Here is a 22,121-nt window from a genome sequence, read left to right as displayed (position 1 = left end):
TATGCCCCGTGATTCGCGCTAATGATTCGTACATTCGACCGAGTGATTCGGTTTTGCACACCGACCATCCGGCCAAAGGAGCATCCATGGCAGCCAAAGATACCGACGACAGCAAGCAAAACGACTCTGAAACCGACGGCTCGTTGGATCTGAGCCAAGCTGCCATCAAAAAGATGATCGCGGATGCGCGCGAGCGTGGCTACATCACTTACGATCAGCTGAACGCGGTTTTGCCGCCCGAGCAGGTGTCTTCGGACCAGATCGAAGACGTTATGTCGATGCTGTCCGAAATGGGCATTCAGGTCACCGAAGAAGACGAGATGGAAGACAGCGCGCAAGGGGGCGAGCTGGTTGCAGCCACCACCGGCCCGCGCGAAATGGCGCTGTCGGGTGCTGCGGCCGAGGCGCTTGACCGCACCGATGACCCCGTGCGGATGTATTTGCGCGAAATGGGCTCGGTTGAGCTGCTGTCGCGTGAAGGCGAAATTGCGATTGCCAAACGGATTGAAGCCGGCCGCAACACGATGATCGCGGGCTTGTGTGAAAGCCCGCTGACCTTTCAGGCGATCACGATCTGGCGCGACGAACTTTTGTCCGAAGATATTTTGCTGCGCGATGTGATCGATCTTGAATCGACTTTTGACCGTGGGATGGATGGCGAAGGCGAAGAGGGTCTGGTCGGCGGCCTTGGTGAGGGCGTCGAGGGCGCCCCCAAGCGTGAAACCGATACCGGCCCCGAACTAGATGCCGATGGCAACCCGTTGTCGCGCAACGACGACGACGATGAGGATGACGAAGCCTCGAATATGTCGCTTGCTGCGATGGAGGCCGCGCTGAAGCCGCGCGTGCTGGAAACGCTGGAAGTGATTGCGCATGACTATGCCGAGCTTGCCGAAATGCAAGAGCTGCGGATGTCGGCAACGATGAACAAAAAAGACCGCTTCAGCACAAATGAAGAAGATGCTTATCAAAAGCTGCGGTCTGAAATTGTGTTGTTGGTCAATGAGTTGCACCTGCATAACAACCGTATCGAAGCGCTGATTGACCAGCTTTATGGTATTAACCGGCGTATTATGGCGATCAACTCGGGCATGGTAAAGCTAGCCGATCAGGCCCGTATCAACCGTCGTGAGTTTATCGAAGAATATCAAGGCTATGAGCTGGACCCAACATGGGTTGACCGGATGGCTGCCAAGGATGGTCGCGGCTGGCAGGCCCTGATGGAGAAAAGTCGCGACAAGGTAGAAGAACTGCGCGAAGAGATGGCGCAAGTTGGATCCTATGTTGGCGTTGATATTTCCGAATTCCGCCGCATCGTGAACCAAGTGCAGAAGGGCGAAAAAGAAGCCCGTCAGGCCAAGAAAGAAATGGTCGAAGCGAACCTTCGCTTGGTTATCTCTATTGCCAAAAAATACACGAACCGCGGCCTGCAATTCCTTGATCTTATTCAAGAAGGTAACATTGGCCTGATGAAGGCCGTGGATAAGTTTGAATATCGTCGTGGCTATAAGTTTAGCACTTATGCAACATGGTGGATCCGTCAGGCAATTACGCGCTCGATTGCAGACCAAGCCCGCACGATCCGTATTCCGGTGCATATGATTGAGACGATCAACAAGCTGGTCCGTACCGGTCGTCAGATGTTGCACGAAATTGGCCGCGAACCGACGCCAGAGGAATTGGCTGAAAAGCTGCAAATGCCTTTGGAAAAAGTGCGCAAGGTGATGAAAATCGCCAAAGAGCCGATTTCCTTGGAAACCCCGATTGGCGACGAAGAAGACAGCCAGCTTGGCGACTTCATCGAAGACAAGAACGCTGTGCTGCCGTTGGATTCCGCTATTCAGGAGAACCTGAAAGAAACCACAACCCGAGTTCTGGCATCGCTGACACCTCGTGAAGAACGGGTTCTGCGGATGCGTTTTGGCATCGGCATGAACACCGACCACACGCTGGAAGAGGTGGGGCAACAGTTCTCGGTGACCCGCGAACGTATTCGCCAGATTGAGGCGAAAGCGCTGCGGAAGTTGAAGCACCCAAGCCGGTCGCGAAAACTACGGTCGTTCTTGGATCAGTAAAGAAAAGCGCCCTACGGGGCGCTTTTTCATTTTAAGGAGTTATCTTTGAGATCAATTTTATACGCTGTGCTGTCGGGTTTGACTGCTATTTTCTTTGCACTTTCGACGGGTGTTGTAGCCTTTGGTACCGCAGTTAGCGGTGCATAGGTGTTTGGCCCTATTGCCGCGATCATGGGTTTTCTATTTCACCGTGCGAGAAAAAACGGAAATTTGAGCGGCGCGATTATTTCAAAAGAAGATGCGGATCGAATTGTGGCAGTAATTCCAGAAATTAGATAGCTTCATGTGAAAACTATCGCTCGAACAGGAGTTTTTAAGGATAAGTGCGCTACTATCTTTAAGCAAACAAAGAAAGCAATTCTTCGGAAGTGGCATGCCTAATCAAGTACAGTAGGCTTAATCAGGTTTCGAAGCCCTCACGCCCCCGGCACCCGTTTGCGCCATTTGCGGATTGCAAATACAGTTAGCACCACAACAATCGCCACGGGAATCCCGATCTCCATCCATTCGGAGCCATCGAAGTTTTCGAACAGGTGCGCCAGAATATGGCTGGCTTGTTGGCCGACGTGTACCAGACTGAAAGACCACAAAAACGCAGCTATGCCGGTTAGCACGGTATAGCGCAGGGGCGTGATTGGGGTAGCAGTGGCCAGCGCCACTGGGCCAGCGGTGCGCACGCCGGGCATAAAGCGGATCGCGATGGCCAAAAGCATCGGGTAGGCCACGAAGATGTTGAAAAACCGCCATTTCCGCGCGGCCTCGACCCCGCGCACAGTGCGCGGGTGGTGGCGATAGCGCCGGGCGAGGTGATAGATCAGCAAGTCCGAAAACCAGCCCCCCGCCATGCCTGCAAAAATGACCGGCCAAAGGGGCAAAATGCCACGTTGTGCCAAAACCCCTGCAGTAACGACCGCAGCGTCGCCCTCAACGGCAGCGGTGCCGAATACGGCTAGCAAGCCGAATTGCGAAATAAGGTGTGAAGGGTCGAACATTTGGGCCTATACCTGTACTACCTCTGTCAGATAGGGCCTTGGGCGACAGCCGCAAGATGCTAATTGGGCGCAGGTGCGAAAGGTTGCCGATGAACACCCGTTTTCTCATTTCCACCAATGGCCCTGGCCTCTATGAATTTACCCCACAGGTGGCTGCTTGGGTGAAAACCTATAGGGGTGATGAGGGCGTTTTGACGCTGTTCATCCGTCATACCTCGGCCAGTTTGTTGATACAGGAAAATGCCGACCCCGAAGTGCAGGTGGATTTGCAGGCCTATTTTCACCGACTTGTGCCGCCAACGACCGACCCGTCGATGCGGTATTTGACCCACACTTATGAAGGAGCAGACGGTATGCCTGGGCATATCAAGGGGGCGTTACTGCAGGTAAGTTTGCAGTTTCCTGTCATTTCCGGGCGAGTGACTCTTGGAGATTGGCAAGGACTTTACCTTTTCGAACATCGCGACCGCCCACACCGGCCTGAGGTGGTCGCGATGCTGCGTTAGCCGTTAGGCGAGGTTTTTCTTGAAAAAGGCGATTGTGCGGTCCCATGCCAGCGTGGCCATCGCTTCGTCATAGCGGGGCGTGCTGTCATTGTGGAATCCGTGGTTCGCGCCTTCATAAAGATACGCCTCATAGGTGGTGCCTGCGGCATTGAGCGCGGCCTCATAGGCGGGCCAGCCTGCATTCACGCGCTCATCCAGCGCGCCGTAATGGATCAGCAAAGGCGCCTTGATTTTCGGTACATCGGCATCGGCGGGCTGGCGGCCATAGAACGGCACAGCGCCGGCCAGTTCGGGATAGGCGACAGCGGCCGCATTGGCGACCCCACCCCCATAGCAAAAGCCGGTAATGCCAACCTTGCCGGTCGATCCCTCATGCGCCATCATCCATTCGACAGCAGCAAAAAAATCGTTCATCAGCTTGGTGCCATCAACGGTTTGTTGCAGCTCGCGGCCTTGTTCGTCATTGCCGGGATAGCCGCCAACCGAGGTTAGCCCATCAGGCGCCAGCGCCATAAAGCCAGCCTTGGCCAGCCTGCGCGCAACGTCTTCGATATAGGGGTTCAGGCCACGGTTCTCATGTACCACAACAACCGAAGGCAACGGGCCTGTCGCACCTGCGGGGCGAACGAGATATCCGCGCACCTCACCATGGCCGTTGGGCGAGGGGTACATCACATATTCGCCTGTGATATCAGGGTCGTTAAAGGAAACCTGCTCGGCCAGCGCATAATCTGGGCTCATCATGCCCAGCACTGCAACGGCGGTCAGGCCCCCTACAGTAAAGCGACTGGCGCGGTCCAAAAACTGGCGTTTGGTGATTTTGCCATGGGCGTAAAAATCATAGAGTTCCAGCAATTCTGGGGCGAAATCCTTGGCGGTAAGGCGGGTCATGGATGTTCCTTTTCGGTTTATATTGTGCAAAGGTAGCACGGATTTTTGCAAATCAACCTGACATCGGCGTGATCTGGACTGCTTTCCGGCGCTGTGATTGGGGCAGATGATTGAGTCCCGCGCGCCACACATTGGCACTAAATCTGGCGTAGGCAAATATCCGCTACCCAAGACCTGTGCGCCTACCTATAGTCCTATGGATAAGCAGGGGGGCTAACCCCCGCATCTGAGGCAGTAAAAACAAGAAACGAGGGGGATCAGCCTATGCGCTGCCCATTTTGCGGGAATATCGACACTCAAGTCAAAGACAGCCGCCCGGCTGAAGACCATGTTTCCATTCGGCGTCGGCGGTTTTGCCCTGCGTGTGGCGGGCGTTTCACCACATATGAGCGCGTGCAGTTGCGCGATCTTGTGGTTATTAAATCCAATGGCAAGCGCGAAGATTTTGACCGGAATAAGCTGGAACGGTCGATGCGGATGGCGATGCAAAAGCGGCCAATCGACCCCGAGCGGATTGACCAGATGATATCTGGCATCGTGCGGCGGCTGGAAAGCTTGGGCGAAACCGACATCAATTCCAAAGTGATCGGTGAGATCGTTATGGAATCCCTCGCGCGGATTGATACGGTAGCTTATGTGCGTTTTGCTAGCGTTTACAAGAACTTCCAAGCGGCAGATGATTTCGATAAGTTCGTGTCCGAGCTGCGGCCAACCACGACTTCTGAGGAATGACCGACCACCACGCCCATATGCGCCACGCGTTGCAGCTCGCATCGCGTGGCCTTGGGCGTGTTTGGCCCAACCCTGCGGTGGGCTGCGTTTTGCTCAACGAAGGCCGCATAGTGGGCCGAGGTTGGACGCAGGTTGGCGGGCGGCCACATGCCGAACGCATGGCGCTTGATCAGGCGGGTGGGCTGGCGCGCGGGGCTACGGCCTATGTCACGCTTGAACCTTGCGCCCATCACGGTAAAACGCCGCCCTGTGCCAATGGCTTGAGCGAAGCCGGTGTTTCCCATGTTTTCAGCGCGGTAACAGACCCCGACCCGCGTGTTGCGGGCAAAGGCCATGCGATGCTGCGTGCGGCGGGCGTGGTGGTGGATGAGGGGCTGTGCGCCGAAGATGCGCAGATTTTGAACCGCGGGTTTTTCAAGCGCGTGACCCAAGGGCTGCCCTTGGTGACGCTGAAACTGGCGACAACATTGGACGGGAAAATCGCCACGGGAACGGGCGAAAGCCGTTGGATTACAGGGGCTTTCGCGCGTAGGGCTGTGCATCTGATGCGGATGACGCATGATGCTGTGATGGTGGGGTCGGGCACAGTTTTGGCCGACGATCCCGATTTGACGGTGCGCGATATGGGGCCGGTGCATCAGCCGGTGCGTGTGGTTGTGGACAGTGGCCTGCGAACTTGTCCCAAGGGCCGATTGGGGCAGACGGCGCGGCAAAATCCGGTCTGGATACTGCATGCTGCGGGCGCCGATGGGCATGATTGGGCTGCGGCGGAGGCCGAATTGCTGGCCGTGCCGCTGCGTGCGGGGCATCTGGACCTGCGCGCGGGGCTTGCCGCGCTGGCCAATAAAGGCGTTACACGGGTGTTTTGTGAAGGTGGTGCGGGGCTGGCGTCGGCGCTGATCGCAGCGGGACTGGTGGATGATCTGGTCACATTTACAGCCGGCGCGGTAATCGGCGCCGAAGGTTTGCCCGCCGTGGGGGCGCTGGGGCTGGCCGCGTTGGTGGATGCACCACGGTTGCGGTTGGTATCGCAAATGGCGGTCGGCGGTGATGTGCAAACCAATTGGCGGTTTGACTAACCGCCGGATTGGTTTAAATGGGGTTGCCTGCGCGAGTCCTTTATCCCCCTTCTGTCGTGCATTTTGGCCCGGTTTCACCGAAGGGGGTGGTGAACAGGGGCCTGTAAAATGAACGAAATTTTAATCAAAAACGCAGATGTTGTGGTGACGATGGACGGCGCACGGCGTGAGCTGGCGGGTGCCGATGTGCTTGTGCGTGGCGGTGTGATAGCGGCAGTGGCTGCGGGGCTGGCAACGACAGGCCGTGTGATTGATGCGCGGGGCTGTGTGGTGACACCGGGGCTGGTGAACACGCATCACCATTTGTACCAAACCCTGACGCGGGCGGTGCCGGGCGGGCAGGATGCGCTGCTGTTTGGCTGGTTAAAGACGCTGTACCCGATCTGGGCGCGCTTTGGGCCGGAAGAGATTTTCACCTCGGCGCAGGTTGGTTTGGCCGAGCTGGCCTTGACGGGGTGCAGCCTGACCTCGGACCATCTTTATATGTTTCCAAACGGTGCGCGGCTGGATGATACGATTGCGGCGGCTGGTGAGGTTGGCCTGCGCTTTCACCCCACGCGCGGCGCGATGAGCATTGGCGAAAGCGATGGTGGATTGCCGCCCGACGCGTTGGTCGAGCGTGAGGCCTCGATTTTGGAAGATTGTATTCGGGTGGTGGACCGGTTCCATGATGCCTCCGAAGGCGCCATGGTGCGGGTGGGCATCGCACCATGTTCGCCGTTTTCTGTAAGCCGCGATTTGATGCGCGATGCGGCGCTGCTGGCGCGTGATAAGGGCGTGATGCTGCACACGCATTTGGCCGAGAATGATGAAGACATCGCCTATAGTTTAGAGAAATTTGGCTGCCGCCCCGGGCAATATGCCGAAGATTTGGGCTGGGTGGGTGATGACGTGTGGCATGCGCATTGCGTAAAGCTGGACGGGCAAGAGATTGATTTGTTTGCACGAACCGGTACCGGCGTGGCCCATTGCCCCTGTTCGAATTGCAGGCTTGGGTCTGGGATAGCACCTGTGCGGGCCATGCGGGATGCCGGGGTAAAGGTGGGCCTTGGGGTTGATGGTTCGGCCAGCAATGATGCGGGGAATTTGGTGGCCGAAGCGCGGCAGGCGCTGCTGTTGCAACGGGTGGCAAATGGTGCCGATGCGATGAGCGCGCGCGAGGCGTTGGAGATTGCAACCTTGGGCGGGGCGCAGGTTTTGGGGCGGCACGATTGCGGGTCGCTAGAGGTTGGCAAGCGCGCGGATATTGCGATTTGGGATGTGTCTGGGGTCGAGGCGGCAGGGTCTTGGGACAGGGTTGCGTTTTTGCTGGCGGGGCCGATGCGGGTGCGGGATTTGATTGTCGAAGGGTGCGAGGTGGTGCGAGGTGGTGCGATGGTGACGATTGACCTTAGCGCAGTGATAGCCAAGCAAAATCGGCTGGCGCGGGCGTTAATGGGATAGGTGAACGCCAAAAAGGACTTGCGGGGCGGCATGGCTTTGGGCAGGAAAGGGGAAACCTGCACAAAGGATGCCGCCATGAGCCATGATTACAAAGCCCAGCAAGCCGAGACGTTTGAAACCTTTGTCGAGATTGGCAAGATTGACAGCTTGCCCAAGCGCGCCGTGGTGAATTTTCTGTTTTTGGCGGATGAAGTGGATGCGCCCTTTGCTGCGGCAGAGAAGGCGTTGAAAGCGTTGGGGTTTGTGACGCGTCAGGATGAAGACGGCGAGACGCTGGAGGCGCGGACGGGCGAGATGGAGATCTCGGCGGCGGCAATTTGGGCCGAAGAAAAGCGGGCGACCGAGGTTGCGCTGAAGTTTGGTTTTGAGCCGGATGGCTGGGAATTGGTGGAGTAGGGATTGGTTTAGTAGGGGGGGGCGTTGCCCCCCTTGGCCTGAAGGTCAGGTCGCATTGCCATGCAATGCAACTATCCCCCCCGAGATATTTTTGCCGAAAAGAAAGCGGGTTAGCGCTGTTTTCCGGCGATGTAGACGGCTTTTATAGCGCGGTCGTCGCCCATCATGATGGTTGGGAAAATCGATTGCCAGATAGTTTCTGCGCGGCGGGTGGCTTGTTCAATTGCTGCGGTTGAGGCGAGGTCAATGACGATCAGATCGGCCTCTAACCCTTTGGCAATATTTCCGATTTTTTGTTCGGCATGCAGCGCACGGGCTGATCCTTGGGTCGCCAGCCACCACAGTTGGGCAGGGTGCAGTGAGGTGCCGCGCAGTTGTGCCACCTCATAGGCTGCGGCCATGGTGCGCAGCATTGAAAACGACGAGCCGCCGCCGGTATCGGTGGCAAGGCCTACGCGCAACCCGCGTGCGACCATCGATTCCATATCGAACAGGCCAGAGCCGATGAAGGTGTTAGAGGTGGGGCAGTGGATCAGGCTTGCGCCGACCTCGGTCAAGCGGTCAACTTCGCGTGGTTCCAAATGAATGGCGTGGCCGTAGAGGCCGCCCATGCCCAAAAGGCCGTGTTGTTCGTATGTATCAAGGTAGTCGCGGGCCGTGGGGTAGAGGGTTTTGACCCATGCGATTTCGTCGGTTTGCTCGGACAAATGAGTTTGCATCAAGCATGTCTGATTGTCCGCCCAGAGCGCGCCGAGGGCGGAGAGCTGTTCGGGAGTTGAGGTGGGCGAAAAACGGGGGGTGATGACGTAGGACAGCCTGTCAATTCCGTGCCATTTTTCTAGCAGGCGCTTGCTATCATCATAGGCCGATTTTGCGGTGTCTTGCAGGCCCTTTGGCGCGTTGCGGTCCATGCAGGTTTTGCCCGCATAGGCGCGCAGGCCGCGGGTTTGCGCCTGCGTAAAGAACGCATCGACGCTTTCGGGATGAATCGTGGCATAGGAACACACGGTCGTGGTGCCATTGGCCAGCGTCAGGTCGAAATACCGCGCGGCGATCTCGGCGGCGTAGGCGGGGTCTGCAAAGCGCATTTCCTCGGGGAAGGTGTAAGTGTTGAGCCAGTCAATCAGCCGTTTGCCCCAGCTCGCGATGATGGCCGTTTGTGGGTAGTGGACGTGTGGATCAATAAAACCCGGCGAAATCAGGCAGTTGCCGTGATCGTTTATGGTGGCTTGGGGATAGGCTTTGCGCATTGCCTCGGCCGTGCCAGTGTCGATGATTTCGCCGCCCAGTATGACCACGCCGCCTTGGCGTTCTACGCGCACCGCTTCTGGCCCCAAAACAAAAGGATCGCCATGAAAGGAAAGGACTTGCCCGAGGATGATTTCAGTCATGTTGCGCGCCTGTTGTTGTGCTTTGTGCCACAGTAAGCCGTTTTGCTGGCTTAGTAAATTTACCTGTCACCCCTGTTTCTTTGAAGCACCTTATCGTAGGGTCGCGGTAATCATGCTTATGGGGGTCCTATGTCCGACGTCATCGAAGAATTGGAAGAAGATGTGCTGGATGCCCGTAGGGTAGAGGCTATTCAAGATGCAGTTGAGGCACAGGATGCTGCGCGGCTGGATGAGTTGCTGGACCCGCTTCACGCAGCCGATATCGCCGACCTTTTGGAACAGATCAGTGCGAGTGACCGACGCGATTTGTTGACGCTGTGGCCCGATGGGATTGACGGCGAAATCTTGTCGGAACTGGATGAAAACATCCGCGAAGAGGTGATTGGTCAGCTGTCGCCTGCGGTGTTGGCTGACGCTGTGCGAGAGCTGGACACCGACGATGTTGTCGACATTCTGGAAGACCTTGAGGAAGAAGATCACGACCGCATTCTAGGCGCGCTGGAGGCCGCTGACAGGGTCGCGGTTGAGCAGGCGATGGGCTATCCGGATTATTCCGCAGGCCGCTTGATGCAGCGCGAGGTTGTCGTGGCGCCGGAACATTGGAACGTCGGGCAAGCCATTGATTATATGCGATCCGATGCAAGCCTGCCGGACCAGTTTTACCATGTGATCTTGGTCGATCCGCGGATGAAGCCCAAGGGTTATGTAACGTTGGGGCGGGTGCTGTCATCGCGCCGTGAAGTGTTGCTGAAAGATATTGAGGAAGACAGCTTTCGCACGATTGAGGCGACCGAACCCGAGGCCGATGTGGCCTATATTTTTAATCAATATCACCTGATTTCTTGTCCTGTTGTCGATGAACATGATCGCTTGGTTGGTGTGATCACCATTGATGACGCGATGAACGTGCTGGACGAAGAGCACGAAGAAGACATGCTGCGGATGGCCGGTGTTGGCGATGAGGCGAGCCTGTCGGATACGATCTTTGAGGCCGCAAAGGGCCGCGCAGTTTGGTTGTTGGTGAACCTGTTTACCGCAATTTTGGCGTCGTTGGTGATTTCCGAGTTCGCGGATTCGATCAATCAGATGGTGGCTTTGGCGGTACTTATGCCGATTGTCGCCTCGATGGGGGGCAATGCAGGCACACAAACGATGACGGTGGCGGTGCGGGCGCTAGCAACGCGCGATTTGACCGCGCAAAACGCCTTTAGGGTTATTCGACGTGAGGCGGCGGTGGGTGCGATTAACGGCTGTGTGTTCGGCTTGCTAATGGCGTTGATCGCAGGCTTTTGGTTCGGACTGCCGATGTTGGCGCTGGTGATCGGAATCGCGATGGTGTTGACGCTGATTTCGGCGGCAGCGGGGGGGATTTTAATCCCGATGGCGCTGCAAAGGTTTGGCATTGACCCAGCCCTTGCCTCGGGGCCGTTTGTGACAACGGTAACAGATGTGGTCGGGTTCTTTGCATTCTTGGAGCTGGCATCTTGGATCTTGCTGTAAAAAAAGCCGCGCGTGCCAAAGGGTTTGCTGCGCGCAAGCGGGCCTTTGGCGCGGGGCAGGGACAAGCGGCCGAGATTTTGGCTGATTTTCTGGCGGCTCATCGCGGTCGCGCTTTGGCCGGCTATATGCCGATGCGCACCGAGATTGACCCGCTGCCCGCGATGGCCGCGCATCAAGGCGTCGTTTGCGTGCCGGTTATTATGGGGGCAGGGCAGGCTTTGCGATTTCGCGAATGGTCGCCGGGCTGCGCGATGGTGGCGGGCGAATTTGGCGCGTTGATCCCGGCTGAAGGCGGGTGGGTAGAGCCAGAGGTGCTGATCGTGCCTCTGGTTGGGTTTGACGCGCGTGGGTATCGGCTCGGCTATGGCGGCGGGTTTTATGACCGGACGCTAGAAGGCTTGCGGGCGCGTGGGCCTGTTTTGGCCATCGGATTTGCCTTTTCAGGGCAGGAAATGGATGCCGTGCCGATAGAGGCGACCGACCAAAAGCTGGACGTGATTGTGACGGAGAACGGTGTACGGATGCTGTGAGGGCGGGGCTTTTGTGGCCCCCGCCCATTGCTTGCATTGCATCAATGGGCGATCTTTTCTTCGCGCACGAACATGTTTCCCCAAGCCCGATCAATCAGTGCGGGCGTCATCTGATAGGGGATGTTTTCAAAGTCACAGATTGCCATAATCTGCTCGATCAAAAACTTTGGCATATAGTTGGCATAGACGTTTTGGATGGTCGGGAATTTCACCTTCATCAAATGCACCAAGGCGCTTTCATTCAGGGGCATCTTTTTTGCCCGTGCGACCATCGCGAAAATTTTGAGAAAATTTTCCTGATCCGGCCCATCGATTTTGATCTTAAAAAAGATACGCCGCAGCGCCGCGCCATCGAAAATCTCATTCGGGTGGAAGTTGGTTGAAAAGATAACCAGCGTATCAAACGGCACGGTAAACTTTTCGCCCGATTGCAGTGATAAAATATCCCTCGCCTCTTCAAGCGGAACAATCCAGCGGTTGACCAGCTTTTGCGGCGGTTCGGCTTGGCGGCCAAGGTCGTCGACGATGAAAATGCCACCGGTCGATTTGAGCTGCAACGGCGCCTGATAGGTGCGGGCGGTTGGATTATAGGTCAAATCCAACATATCGAGAGACAGCTCCCCCCCCGTGATAACCGTGGGGCGTTCGCAATAGACATAGCGGTTATCAAACCTGTTGGACGTGCGGCGCAGAGAATTGGGATCATCGACCGCTTCCTCTGCGGCGGAATGCACAATCGGGTCATACACCGTGATCACTTGACCCGCATATTCCAGCGCCCGCGGAACGTAAATCTTATCGCCCATCGCATCGCGAATCCCGTTTGAGATTGAGGATTTTCCATTGCCCGGCGGGCCGTACATCAGGATAGACCGGCCCGACGTGATGGCAGGCCCAAGGTTTCCGAGCAAATCCGGCGGCAGAATGAGATGTCCCATTGCCGCTAAAAGCTGTTCGCGCGTCAGGCGGATATTGCGCACGGATTGGCGCTGCACCTGCACGCGGTAATCGTCCAGCGGGATCGGCATCGCGCCGTAATATTCCGACTGAGACAGCGCATCCAAGGCACGGGCCTTGCCGGAATCGGTGAGCTGATAGCCCATTTCCGCGCTTGATGTGGCATGCATCGTGCCCGTTGCTTCAATCAAGCGCTGGGTGCGGGCAAGGTCAATCAACTCTTGCACTAGCGGCACCGGCAAGCAGACCGTGCGGGCGATGGAAGAGGTCAGGTCAAGGTTGGTCCGAAACATCGTTTTCAGCAAGATGTCCCGCATCATCACCAGCGAAATGCCGACCTCGGCCAGCGATTTGCAGGCGGGGGGCGCAAGGACATTTGGCGGCGAAGTCTGAGCGTTCATCGGGCGCACCTATGATTTGTGGTCGGTTGTACTATTGCCCTGTGGGCGTTTCAAAAGAATGAACAAGCGTTACCCAAGCAACGCGGCCAGCACAGGGTAAAAAATCAGCGTACCGGCAAGCGCAAGGCCCATCGGGAAATCTTTGTTCGTCCAGCTTTCCCAATCCGTAGTGGCTGCGCGGAAGGGGGGCAGACATTTCATCGCGCGGTGGCTGGCAAACGCGCCCAGAAGGCACGCCGCAAACAGCGCAAATACTATACGAATATCGGCTGTGGCGAAAAACGGTGCCATCGCAGCGGCAAATTTAGCATCCCCCGCGCCCATCAACCCTGCCGAGGTTGAGATGATCCCAATCAGCAGTAAAATGCCCGCCAGCGCCCAGCCCCAGCCGTATATCTTTAGCGGAAACACGATCAAACCGACGATAAGATACACGCCCAATAGCGCCAAGACCGCCTTGTTCGGGATTTTCATGAATTTCATATCCGACCACGCCACCCAAATTGCGATGGGCAGTGTGAAGGGCAGAAACCAAAGCAAAGCCTGCGCGCCCATCAGTTTGTCACCTTGGCATCAAGGGCCGACAATGATCGCTCGGCAGCCTCAAAATACTGCGGATGCGTGTTAATTGCCTCTTGCAGCAGGCCTTTGCCAATCTGCACATCGCCTTGCTTGATCGCGGTCAAGGCCATTGTATGCAGCAGTTGCGCCCGTTCAATCTGGGTCATTTTGATAACCGGAAGGTCATATTTGCGCTGTGCGCCACGGGCCAGAACAAGGTTGTTTTTGGCCGTGAACAATTGTGGGTCATAGGTCAGCGCATCATAGAAAAGCTTTTCAGCACCGGAATAATCGCCGCGCGTCAGCTTGGAGAAGCCCCAGTTGTTATAAACCCCTGCCGGCGTTGTCGTCATGCCAGCGGCGATTTCGTAGAAACTATCGGATTTTTTCCAGTTTTTCTTGCTGTCAGCAATCATGGCCTCCAGCTTATACCGTTCAAATGTTTCATGCGTGGGCGGCACTTTGTTCAATTCGGCCTCGGCGCGCGCCCATTCGTTTGAGCGGATCAACGCATCGGCATAGGCCACACGGTCATCATTGTTGGCCTCAGGGTGTGTGACAACTTGTGACCAAACGGCAGCTGCCTCTTGTGGTTTTTGGGCGCGGACCAGCGAGATCGCGAGGCCCCGTTTCACGTCGATGCGGTCGGGGTTCTCGGCCGATGTCTTGCGGAAATAGGCGACGGACTCATTCGGGTCGCCCACTGTCAGCATGATGTCGTTAAGGTTGGACTCGTCGATCACGTTCACCGACTTCATGGCGCGGCTAACTTCTTGATCCGAAGACTTTTGGCAGCCCATAAGGCCAACTGTGCCGAGGCACAGGACAAGTAACACTGGGTGGCGCATTTTGCGTCCTTTTTTACTGCTCGGTATGTCCGGTCTTAGAGCTGCGACAGCAAAACATATTGCCCTTCATCGCGGCGCACCAAGGAGAAGTCATGGCTTTGTGCCTCGCCATCATACACGGCGGCATTGGTTCGCGCGATAGCCAGCCGCAGATTTTCGCGAATTGAGTCTGAACTGCCACTATCTTGTGCAAAGGCCTGCTGAAACACGGCGCGCGCTTCGCCCAGTTTGTCGCGTTCCATCAACACTACGCCAAGGTTGTTCAAGGCGGGCACAGAGGTCGGGTCTGCCTTAACCGCTTGGCGCAGCAGGGTTTCTGCCTGCCCCAACCGGCCCAGTCGCAGGTTGGCAGATCCCAGCGCCGATAGCACGTCGGGCGTCATGCCTTGTTCGCCCGCTGCCCGCAAATAGGCCCGCAAGGCCAGCTCAGACTCGCCTGCTTCCATCAAACGGTGACCCACCAGCAGGCCATCGACGCCTTTTTCGCTGCCATCGGCGGCGAATGGCGCGTTGCGTGCCTTATCTTCAGCCGAAAGGCCGCCCGTCGATTGACAGGCGGCCATTAGGGCCAAGGCCATGATCGCAAAGGACAATCGTCCCATCATTTGTCTCTTTTATTCCTAGCCGTTTGGGCCGCGCTCAGCCCCCGTTCAGCGTTTTTGAGATGCCGTGTACCGAGGGGCCGATGAGGATGATCATCAAAGGCGGAACGGTAAACAACATCGTGCCTAGGGTTAGCTTGGTCGGCAAGGTATTTGCCTTTTCTTCGGCCCGCAACACGCGTTTGTCACGCATTTCGGCAGAATAGACACGCAGGGCCTCGGAAATTGACGTCCCAAAGGTGGCTGATTGCACCAAGGTTGTCACAAAAGACGAAACATCGGGAATGCCCACACGGTCGGACATATCCTTCAACACCGCGACCCGTTCTTTACCAGCCTTTACTTCATTGGCCACGGTATCAAACTCATCCGCCAGTGCCGGATAGCCAGAGCGGCTTTCCTTGGCGACCCGCATGATCGACTGGTCCAACGATTGCCCTGCCTCAACACAGACCAGCATCATATCCAGCGCATCGGGAAAGCCTGAAATGATTTCCTCTTGGCGTTCTTGCATGCGGCGTTGCACCCAGTATTGCGGCAAATAATAGCCCGCAGCCCCTGGCCCGATGGTGCACATAACCATCATCTGCGTTGTCACCTCGGCCTGAGATTGTGCATAGAGCGTGTAGACCACACCAAGCAGCAGCAGACCCATCCCCAAGGTCAGCTGGGCAAAGTGAAACAACTGCACCGCATTTTTCGCACGGTATCCCGCCCGGTGCATTTTCAGCCGCGAGGCCGACATTTCATCCGCATTTTGCGGTTCAAGAAAGGTTGAGAATTTTTGCAGCTTGTCGCTGGCGCCGCCTTTCCCGCCATTGCGCAGCTTTTGCGTTTTTGGGGTGCTGTGTTCAACGCGTTGGTTTTTAATCTTGTCAAACGGCTCGGGTGCCTTTTTCAACATGATTGGTAGGGTCAGAACGATAAGCAAAACCCCAAGCCCGCCGATAACAATCAGCGGCCCCATCGGGCCAAGCGCATCCACAAGCATTTGATTCATATAGGTAAACATACTTACTGACCCCCTAAACTTTGATATTTACCATGATCTTCATAAAGATCACGTTAATAACGAGAAGCACACCAACAACCAAGGCGGCAGGAATGAATTCTGGCGTGTCGATGACATCGTCATAATAATCCGGCTTTACCATCTGGATCATAACAACGGCACCAATCGGAAAGGCCGATAGAAACATGCCCGACCATTTTGCCTCGGCGGTAATGGCGCGCACCCGACGAAACAGTTTGAACCGCGCGCGGATAACCTGTGCCAGCCCGTGCAAAATCTCGGCCAAGTTGCCACCCGAGGTTTGCTGAATGGTCACCGCAACGGCCAAAAAGCGCAAATCCTGGCTGTCCATCCGTTCGGCAAACTCTTTCAGCGCCTCAGACACATCACGGCCATAGGCTGCCTCATCGGCAATCACGCCAAATTCCGTGCCAAGCGGGTCGGCCACCTCACGCGCAACAATGCCGATTGCCGAGGAAAACGGGTGCCCCACGCGCAAAGAACGTACCATCAGCTCGACAGCATCAGGCAGTTGCTCCTCCATCAAATCCATGCGTTTTTTGGCCTTGTTGGAAACCCAAACATAGACGCCGCCAACCCCCATCGCGATGGCGATCAACGCCCGCACGGCCGGCTCGGCGCCGGTGCCAATGGTTAACCCAACAAAGGAAAACGCAGACAGGCCAACCATAATCATAACCAATTGTTGCGGCGTAAAGGCGATGTTGGCCTTTTGCGCTTTGGTCGCCAGAATAGAATACAGCGGGATGCCGCGCGCCTTTAGGTGCTGGCCCATTTCCTTGCGAAGCTGTTCCAAAACCTGCTCGCGGCTGCCCGATTTTTCAAGCAGGGCAAGGCGGCGGCTGACGCGGTTGTTTAGGCTGATCGATTTGCCGAACACCGTTAGGTAGATCCCCTCGACCAGCACAAGAACCGCGACGAAGATCAGGATATAAATGATAGGCGCTGCAGAAAGTTGCATGGGATATCCTTACGCAATCGGTTCATAGATAGAGGCTGGCAAATCATAGCCCCACTGGCGGAAGCGCTCGGAGTAATGCGACCGCACGCCGGTTGCGTTAAAACGCCCGATAATCTTGCCATCCGGGGCAAGGCCAAGGCGTTCATACCGGAAAATTTCCTGCATCGAGATGACTTCGCCTTCCATCCCTGTGATTTCGGTGATCGAGGTCATGCGGCGCGACCCGTCTTGCAAACGGCTGGCCTGCACGACCAAGTTTACAGCCGAGGCGACCTGACTGCGCACCGCTTTTAGCGGCATTTCGATCCCGGCCATGGCGATCATGTTTTCCAGACGCGATACCGCATCACGGGCCGAGTTGGCGTGGATCGTGGTCATGGATCCGTCGTGGCCGGTGTTCATGGCCTGCAACATGTCGATAACTTCTTCGCCGCGGGTTTCGCCCACGATAATCCGGTCAGGCCGCATCCGCAGCGCGTTGCGCAAACAGTCGCGCTGGGTAACGGCGCCTTTGCCTTCGACGTTGGCAGGGCGGCTTTCCATCCGGCCCACGTGAATCTGTTGCAATTGCAGTTCGGCCGTATCTTCGATCGTCAAAACCCGCTCGGTGTTGTCGATGAAAGATGACAGCGCGTTCAGTGTGGTGGTTTTCCCAGACCCCGTACCGCCCGACACGATGATGTTCAGACGGGTCGAGACTGCAGCTTGCAAATAGGCGGCCATTTCTTCTGTAAAGGCACCGAAATTCACCAGATCGGGTATGCCCAATTTGTCTTTCTTGAACTTACGAATCGACACCAAGCTGCCATCAACGGCAACCGGTGGCACCATACAGTTGAAGCGGCTGCCATCGGCAAGCCGTGCATCGCAATAGGGGTTCGATTCGTCAACGCGGCGACCCACGGCCGAAACGATCTTGTCGATAATCCGCAGCAGGTGGCGCTCATCCTTAAAGGTGATGTCGGTCAGCGTCAGCTTGCCGTTGCGTTCAATAAAGATGCGCTTGGGGCCGTTCACCAGAATATCGTTAACCGTTTCATCCTTAAGCAAGGTTTCCAGCGGGCCAAGACCCATAACCTCGTCATACAGTTCTTGGTTCAGTGCGACGCGGTCATCCTTGTTTAGGGCGACCGACATCTCATCCAGCGTTTCCGAAACGATAGCCGCAATCTCGGCTTTTAGATTGGCTTCGGTCGCGGTTTCCAGCGCGGCAAGGTTCAGGTTTTCCAACAGCTTTTTGTGCAGTTCAACCTTCAGCTCCATCAACCGGTTTTTGCGCTTTTGCTCTTTGTCAGCGGTTACCGCTTCGGCCGAGGTCCGCTCTGGCGCAGCATGCGTCGGGCGCATGTGCACAACGGATTTCTTTTCCGCCACAGGCGCACGCTGGGCCGCAGCCGCATTGGCCGCAACACCCGCCGTAGGGGCGGGTTTTGGCGCGGCAGCGTTGGTTTTCTTATAACGCGAAAACATGAGTCATTACCCCTTAAGGTCAGTCGTATGCGGTCTTATTTATGTGCTGCGGCTTCGGATTTGTTTAAATCGTACAAAGACTTGGCAAGCTTTTGTATTTCTTTGCGCATCGGGTTCTTGACGTTGGATTCTGCAAGCGGCAGGCCATGGTCATTGGCTTGTGTGACCTGCGGGCCGCCATCGGGCAGCTGCACCTCGATGTCTATATCTAGGCTTTCGGCCATCCGCTTTACCCGGCTTTTGCCTGACAAATCGGTGAATTTTGGGGCGCGGTTCAGCACATAGCGCAGCTTTTCGGCAGGCAAGGCCTCGGCCTTTAGGGCCCGCACCAGCCGGAGCACGTTTTGCGCCGAGCGCAGATCCAGCTCCATCAGTGCGAAATACACATGCGCACGGTTCAGCACAGTCTCTGTCCAGCTGACGATGGTCGAAGGCATGTCGATGACCACAAAATCAAAATTCTGCTGTGCCATTTCGATCAAGCGGTCGATGTCTTCGCCCGCGACAATATCCAACGGCAGCATATCTGGCGGGGCCGTGAACACATGCAGCTTGTCGTTAAAGGTCAGCATGGATTTCAGAAACGATTCGCTATCGGCGCTCGCCGTGTCTTGCAAAATCTCAAACACAGCTTCGCGGCGCGGCAGGTCGAGGTTGGTCGAGATCGCGCCAAACTGGAAGTCAAAGTCCAATAGGCACACGCGCGGCCCATCGGTTTTGGCAATGGTTGCCAGTTCCCACGCCAGATTGCACGCAAAGGTTGATGCGCCAACGCCGCCCGACATGCCATGTACCGGCAAAACCACGCCCTCACGGTCGCCCTTGGCCTTAAACGTAGGCGAGCGCTGTTGCGGGCGGTCATCTTCAGCTTGTGGTGCAGCAGCTCGTGCCGGCTCGGGCTCGGCTGCGGTTGGGGGCTCGCGCAGGCGCGCTATGGCGTCATGCAGCGCGCCTTCGGGCAGCGGGTAGGGCACGAAATCATCGGCACCAAGCCGCAAAAGCTGATGCAATGCTACCGGGCTTACCTCATGCGCGATCAGCATCACCTTGATATCTTTAAGCTTTGCTTGCTTAATTAAATCAGTGATTGGTGCCACATTTACGGTGTCTTCACTGTCCACGGCAATGGCAACAAATTCCAGAGTCGACGCTTCGGGCTGTTCCAGAAAGATTGCCGCATCTTTAAACGACAAGTCGCCCCAGCTCTCACCCAGTTCAATTTCCATGTCATCGATCAACAGATCAAAATTCTGGACGTCACGCGAAATTGTGCATGCCACAATTGGCGCGGGTTCGGGGTGAAGATTTGTAACACTCGTCATCGTTATTATGCCCTTCAAAAGCGGGTAGATCCCGTGCCGCCCTTGCCGTTTTACCAAGGCATTCGGCGCGAAATCAAAAACCCTTGCACAGATCAAGCCTGCGCAACTGTTCTCACTAGCTGATAATATGACGGTGAATGGTGGCGAGATTGGGGCCTAAAAACCGCTATTCTTGGGTCTTTTACTGTCTGGTAGACAAAGCCGCACGAAGCTTAGGTTTGTTGCGAAGCCGAGAAACAATGAGGGCCGGAGAACCGGCCCTTTAATGCGCTTTGGGGGGGTGGTTAATTCCCGCTGGTCTGGGTTGCGATCACCTGGTTCGACGGATGTGCGCGTTCGGCCAGCACCAGATATTCACGATGAATCACGGCAGCATATTTGCCGTTCAGCAGGGCGGGGTGGTTTTTTACAAAACCAGACACTTCGGTCACGGTCCGGCGATTGCGTTCCTCGGGGGCGGGCGTTTGCACCACAGGGCGGGTTTCGCCGTATGACGCCATCGCCTCTAGCCGGTTTCGGCTGATGCCTTGGCTGGCGAAAAACGCCACCACGGCCTGTGCGCGACGCAGCCCCAGCGCTTGGTTCGACGCATTAGAGCCAACCAAATCGGTGTGGCCATAGACGCGAAAGCGCACCTCGGGGAAAGTCTTTATCCAATCAGCCTGTTGGCGCAGTGTGGCTACCGCGTTGCCATCCAGTTGGGATGAGTTAAAGGCAAAGGTAATCGTAGACGGCACTTCGCGGGCAAAACGGCCAGCCAATTGCATGGTATATTCTTTCTGACCCGATTGGATCAGCGTGTTGTTCATCGTGGCATTGCCAAACTCGCTGGTGTTATCCCCGCCGGTTTCGCGGTCGAACCCGTCTCCGCATGCCGATACAGCAAGCAGCGCACCACATAAGATTAATGTCGAGATCCGCATCTGCTTACTCCATCACATAGCCGTAAGAGCCGTTGAAGTCTTGGCGGGCAATCTCGCCGGCAGCGCCTTTGGGGGCGTTTTTGCCGGTGACCTTGCCGAACAAGAACAGCTCGCGCTCGGTAGGCAATTTCACGCGATCTGTGGGCAAGGCCAAGGCTTCACCGCGGGTAGGGGTCACGAGATGCGGCGTGACGATGATCACCAATTCAGACTGCGCGCGGGCATATTCAGCGCTGCGGAACAACGCGCCCAACACCGGAATATCGCCCAGCCACGGTACTTGACCGTTCAGGTTGCGAAAGTCATCTTGCAGCAAGCCCGCAATCGCAAAGCTTTCACCATCACGCATCTCGACTGTGGTCGAGGTCTCGCGACGTTTGAACGCGTTAATGGTAAAGCCGCCGGACTCTACAGTGACTGTACTGTCAATCGACGATACGGCAGCGTTAATTGTTAGGTTTATCAGATCGCCGTCCACCACAACCGGGGTAAAGTTCATCTCTACGCCAAAGGGCTTGTATTCGATGGTGACTGTATCGGTGCCGCTGGCGACCGGAATCGGGTATTCGCCGCCTGCCAAAAACTTGGCCTCTTGCCCCGAAAGGGCGGTCAGGTTTGGCTCGGCCAAGGTGCGTACAACGCCCTTGCTTTCCAGTGCTTCAAGCAGAACCGCAAACTGCAGGCTACCGGCGGAAAAGCCCAACGTCATTGCGCCATTGGTGCCCGTCGCAGGGGAATAGTCGCCGCCAGACAAGGCGGTTGATAGGGTGCTGCCATCCGCAAAGCTGTTTGAGCCACCTGAGGCCCCCAAATTGCTGCCGAAAACCGATCCGTTCACCCCAAGCGAGGCAGATAGGCTTTTGGAGACGGAACGTTGCATTTCGGCAAAACGTACCTTCAGCATAACCTGCTGCGTGCCGCCTACGCTCATCAAGTTTGAAATCCGTTCGGGGGCATAGCGGTTGGCCAAATCCAACGCGCGGTCCAGCTTGGCGGTACTGGAAACCGTGCCGGACAGCACAATGCCATCATTGGCCGTACGCACTTCGATTTGCTCACCGGGCAAAATTTGTAGCAGACGTTCTTTGAATTCGGCGATGTCGGGGGTGACATGCACCTCGACGTTTGAAATCAGGCGGCCATCGGCGCCAAGCAGGGTCATCGTTGTGCGCCCCGGCGCTTTGCCCAGCACATAAATTGACCTGTCAGACAAGGTAGAGATATCGGCAATGCCGGGGTTGGCAATCGACAGCTCTGCAAAGGCCACATCGCTTTCCACAACCACGGCGCGGTTCATGGGCACCTGAAGCGCACTTGACGGTGCACCAGTCATCACGCGCAGAGTTTGCGCCTCAACCTTGCTTGCGAAAGGCTGTAGCAGGGCCAGGCCAAACGCCGTTGCCCCGAGGAGGGTCCGCATTCTCATATCGCTGCCTTTCGATCACGCCTCAAAATGGGTCTAATTTGCCCATATTATCTGTCACTTTGCAGGGTTTCCGCTTTTATTG

The 22,121-nt window shown here is 56.4% G+C and carries 21 protein-coding genes; 8 read left to right on the top strand and 13 right to left on the bottom strand.

Annotated elements, in window-relative coordinates:
- Nucleotides 1-86 precede the first annotated feature (86 nt).
- A complete protein-coding gene (gene rpoD / locus ACEN2J_RS04895) occupies nt 87-2,075 on the top strand; it encodes an RNA polymerase sigma factor RpoD (protein ID WP_442103757.1) in 1,989 nt (662 codons plus the stop codon).
- Between the two features lie 416 nt (nt 2,076-2,491).
- Here the strand turns inward: rpoD and ACEN2J_RS04890 are convergent, their stop codons facing one another.
- Nucleotides 2,492-3,067, bottom strand: a complete 576-nt coding sequence (locus ACEN2J_RS04890; protein ID WP_442103756.1) for a DedA family protein — start codon at nt 3,065-3,067, stop codon at nt 2,492-2,494.
- Between the two features lie 89 nt (nt 3,068-3,156).
- Between ACEN2J_RS04890 and ACEN2J_RS04885 the strand changes: the two genes are divergently transcribed.
- Nucleotides 3,157-3,573 (top strand): secondary thiamine-phosphate synthase enzyme YjbQ, encoded by a 417-nt coding sequence (locus ACEN2J_RS04885; protein WP_442103754.1) that lies wholly within the window; start codon nt 3,157-3,159, stop codon nt 3,571-3,573.
- 3 nt (nt 3,574-3,576) lie between these two features.
- On the opposite strand, the gene yghX is transcribed toward ACEN2J_RS04885, so the two are convergent.
- Nucleotides 3,577-4,464 (bottom strand): YghX family hydrolase, encoded by an 888-nt coding sequence (yghX, locus tag ACEN2J_RS04880; protein ID WP_442103752.1) that lies wholly within the window; start codon nt 4,462-4,464, stop codon nt 3,577-3,579.
- Between the two features lie 264 nt (nt 4,465-4,728).
- Here yghX and nrdR point away from each other — a divergent pair, with 264 nt between their 5' ends.
- The 4 genes from nrdR (at nt 4,729) to ACEN2J_RS04860 (ending at nt 8,114) form a co-directional block, all read left to right on the top strand.
- A complete protein-coding gene (nrdR, locus tag ACEN2J_RS04875; protein WP_442103750.1) occupies nt 4,729-5,196 on the top strand; it encodes a transcriptional regulator NrdR in 468 nt (155 codons plus the stop codon).
- A complete protein-coding gene (gene ribD, locus ACEN2J_RS04870) occupies nt 5,193-6,275 on the top strand; it encodes a bifunctional diaminohydroxyphosphoribosylaminopyrimidine deaminase/5-amino-6-(5-phosphoribosylamino)uracil reductase RibD (protein ID WP_442103749.1) in 1,083 nt (360 codons plus the stop codon). The genes nrdR and ribD overlap by 4 nt, the downstream gene beginning before the upstream one ends.
- 108 nt (nt 6,276-6,383) lie before the next feature.
- Entirely contained in the window at nt 6,384-7,718 is a 1,335-nt protein-coding gene (locus ACEN2J_RS04865; RefSeq protein WP_442103747.1) for an 8-oxoguanine deaminase, read from the top strand.
- Nucleotides 7,719-7,793: 75 nt separating this feature from the next.
- Nucleotides 7,794-8,114 (top strand): ribonuclease E inhibitor RraB, encoded by a 321-nt coding sequence (locus tag ACEN2J_RS04860; protein WP_442103746.1) that lies wholly within the window; start codon nt 7,794-7,796, stop codon nt 8,112-8,114.
- A 110-nt stretch (nt 8,115-8,224) separates the two neighbouring features.
- Here ACEN2J_RS04860 and guaD read toward each other — a convergent pair whose 3' ends face one another.
- A complete protein-coding gene (guaD, locus tag ACEN2J_RS04855) occupies nt 8,225-9,505 on the bottom strand; it encodes a guanine deaminase (RefSeq protein ID WP_442103745.1) in 1,281 nt (426 codons plus the stop codon).
- Nucleotides 9,506-9,634: 129 nt separating this feature from the next.
- Here guaD and mgtE point away from each other — a divergent pair, with 129 nt between their 5' ends.
- The gene (gene mgtE / locus ACEN2J_RS04850) at nt 9,635-11,005 is read left to right on the top strand and encodes a magnesium transporter (RefSeq protein ID WP_442103743.1); all 1,371 of its coding nucleotides are present in this window, start codon (nt 9,635-9,637) and stop codon (nt 11,003-11,005) included.
- Nucleotides 10,987-11,535: a 5-formyltetrahydrofolate cyclo-ligase gene (locus ACEN2J_RS04845; RefSeq protein WP_442103926.1), complete on the top strand. Its 549-nt coding sequence runs from the start codon at nt 10,987-10,989 to the stop codon at nt 11,533-11,535. Before mgtE ends, ACEN2J_RS04845 begins: the two co-directional genes overlap by 19 nt.
- 41 nt (nt 11,536-11,576) lie before the next feature.
- On the opposite strand, the gene ACEN2J_RS04840 is transcribed toward ACEN2J_RS04845, so the two are convergent.
- The 10 genes from ACEN2J_RS04840 to ACEN2J_RS04795 all read right to left on the bottom strand — a co-directional run bounded on the left by ACEN2J_RS04840 (nt 11,577) and on the right by ACEN2J_RS04795 (nt 22,039).
- Complete coding sequence (locus ACEN2J_RS04840) at nt 11,577-12,893, bottom strand: ATPase (protein WP_442103742.1); 1,317 nt, start codon at nt 12,891-12,893, stop codon at nt 11,577-11,579.
- A 69-nt stretch (nt 12,894-12,962) separates the two neighbouring features.
- Nucleotides 12,963-13,448, bottom strand: coding sequence for a prepilin peptidase (locus ACEN2J_RS04835; protein WP_442103740.1), 486 nt, complete (start codon nt 13,446-13,448; stop codon nt 12,963-12,965).
- Nucleotides 13,448-14,302 (bottom strand): tetratricopeptide repeat protein, encoded by an 855-nt coding sequence (locus tag ACEN2J_RS04830; RefSeq protein ID WP_442103739.1) that lies wholly within the window; start codon nt 14,300-14,302, stop codon nt 13,448-13,450. The genes ACEN2J_RS04835 and ACEN2J_RS04830 overlap by 1 nt, the downstream gene beginning before the upstream one ends.
- A 35-nt stretch (nt 14,303-14,337) precedes the next feature.
- Nucleotides 14,338-14,904 carry a tetratricopeptide repeat protein gene (locus tag ACEN2J_RS04825; RefSeq protein ID WP_442103737.1) on the bottom strand — a complete coding sequence of 189 codons (567 nt, stop codon included), beginning with the start codon at nt 14,902-14,904 and terminating at the stop codon, nt 14,338-14,340.
- A gap of 37 nt (nt 14,905-14,941) precedes the next feature.
- Nucleotides 14,942-15,916 carry a type II secretion system F family protein gene (locus ACEN2J_RS04820; protein ID WP_442103735.1) on the bottom strand — a complete coding sequence of 325 codons (975 nt, stop codon included), beginning with the start codon at nt 15,914-15,916 and terminating at the stop codon, nt 14,942-14,944.
- Nucleotides 15,917-15,929: 13 nt separating this feature from the next.
- On the bottom strand, nt 15,930-16,898 hold the full coding sequence (locus ACEN2J_RS04815; protein ID WP_442103733.1) for a type II secretion system F family protein: 969 nt from the start codon (nt 16,896-16,898) through the stop codon (nt 15,930-15,932).
- Between the two features lie 9 nt (nt 16,899-16,907).
- Entirely contained in the window at nt 16,908-18,368 is a 1,461-nt protein-coding gene (locus tag ACEN2J_RS04810; RefSeq protein ID WP_442103731.1) for a CpaF family protein, read from the bottom strand.
- 35 nt (nt 18,369-18,403) lie between these two features.
- Nucleotides 18,404-19,690, bottom strand: coding sequence for an AAA family ATPase (locus ACEN2J_RS04805; protein WP_442103729.1), 1,287 nt, complete (start codon nt 19,688-19,690; stop codon nt 18,404-18,406).
- A gap of 284 nt (nt 19,691-19,974) precedes the next feature.
- Complete coding sequence (locus tag ACEN2J_RS04800) at nt 19,975-20,613, bottom strand: OmpA family protein (RefSeq protein ID WP_442103727.1); 639 nt, start codon at nt 20,611-20,613, stop codon at nt 19,975-19,977.
- 4 nt (nt 20,614-20,617) lie between these two features.
- Nucleotides 20,618-22,039, bottom strand: coding sequence for a type II and III secretion system protein family protein (locus tag ACEN2J_RS04795; protein ID WP_442103725.1), 1,422 nt, complete (start codon nt 22,037-22,039; stop codon nt 20,618-20,620).
- Nucleotides 22,040-22,121 lie beyond the last annotated feature (82 nt).

This window comes from Pseudorhodobacter sp. W20_MBD10_FR17 (genome assembly GCF_052119765.1).
GTDB lineage: Bacteria > Pseudomonadota > Alphaproteobacteria > Rhodobacterales > Rhodobacteraceae > Pseudorhodobacter.
The sequence above is the reverse complement of the archived record's forward strand: the minus strand, read 5'-3'. Positions and strand labels throughout refer to the sequence as shown.

Bases quoted from the DNA above. Each gene is read 5' to 3' on its own strand.
- rpoD (WP_442103757.1), top strand. From the start codon at position 87: ATGGCAGCCAAAGATACCGACGACAGCAAGCAAAACGACTCTGAAACC.
- ACEN2J_RS04890 (WP_442103756.1), bottom strand. From the start codon at position 3,067: ATGTTCGACCCTTCACACCTTATTTCGCAATTCGGCTTGCTAGCCGTA.
- ACEN2J_RS04885 (WP_442103754.1), top strand. From the start codon at position 3,157: ATGAACACCCGTTTTCTCATTTCCACCAATGGCCCTGGCCTCTATGAA.
- yghX (WP_442103752.1), bottom strand. From the start codon at position 4,464: ATGACCCGCCTTACCGCCAAGGATTTCGCCCCAGAATTGCTGGAACTC.
- nrdR (WP_442103750.1), top strand. From the start codon at position 4,729: ATGCGCTGCCCATTTTGCGGGAATATCGACACTCAAGTCAAAGACAGC.
- ribD (WP_442103749.1), top strand. From the start codon at position 5,193: ATGACCGACCACCACGCCCATATGCGCCACGCGTTGCAGCTCGCATCG.
- ACEN2J_RS04865 (WP_442103747.1), top strand. From the start codon at position 6,384: ATGAACGAAATTTTAATCAAAAACGCAGATGTTGTGGTGACGATGGAC.
- ACEN2J_RS04860 (WP_442103746.1), top strand. From the start codon at position 7,794: ATGAGCCATGATTACAAAGCCCAGCAAGCCGAGACGTTTGAAACCTTT.
- guaD (WP_442103745.1), bottom strand. From the start codon at position 9,505: ATGACTGAAATCATCCTCGGGCAAGTCCTTTCCTTTCATGGCGATCCT.
- mgtE (WP_442103743.1), top strand. From the start codon at position 9,635: ATGTCCGACGTCATCGAAGAATTGGAAGAAGATGTGCTGGATGCCCGT.
- ACEN2J_RS04840 (WP_442103742.1), bottom strand. From the start codon at position 12,893: ATGAACGCTCAGACTTCGCCGCCAAATGTCCTTGCGCCCCCCGCCTGC.
- ACEN2J_RS04835 (WP_442103740.1), bottom strand. From the start codon at position 13,448: ATGGGCGCGCAGGCTTTGCTTTGGTTTCTGCCCTTCACACTGCCCATC.
- ACEN2J_RS04830 (WP_442103739.1), bottom strand. From the start codon at position 14,302: ATGCGCCACCCAGTGTTACTTGTCCTGTGCCTCGGCACAGTTGGCCTT.
- ACEN2J_RS04825 (WP_442103737.1), bottom strand. From the start codon at position 14,904: ATGGGACGATTGTCCTTTGCGATCATGGCCTTGGCCCTAATGGCCGCC.
- ACEN2J_RS04820 (WP_442103735.1), bottom strand. From the start codon at position 15,916: ATGTTTACCTATATGAATCAAATGCTTGTGGATGCGCTTGGCCCGATG.
- ACEN2J_RS04815 (WP_442103733.1), bottom strand. From the start codon at position 16,898: ATGCAACTTTCTGCAGCGCCTATCATTTATATCCTGATCTTCGTCGCG.
- ACEN2J_RS04810 (WP_442103731.1), bottom strand. From the start codon at position 18,368: ATGTTTTCGCGTTATAAGAAAACCAACGCTGCCGCGCCAAAACCCGCC.
- ACEN2J_RS04805 (WP_442103729.1), bottom strand. From the start codon at position 19,690: ATGACGAGTGTTACAAATCTTCACCCCGAACCCGCGCCAATTGTGGCA.
- ACEN2J_RS04800 (WP_442103727.1), bottom strand. From the start codon at position 20,613: ATGCGGATCTCGACATTAATCTTATGTGGTGCGCTGCTTGCTGTATCG.
- ACEN2J_RS04795 (WP_442103725.1), bottom strand. From the start codon at position 22,039: ATGAGAATGCGGACCCTCCTCGGGGCAACGGCGTTTGGCCTGGCCCTG.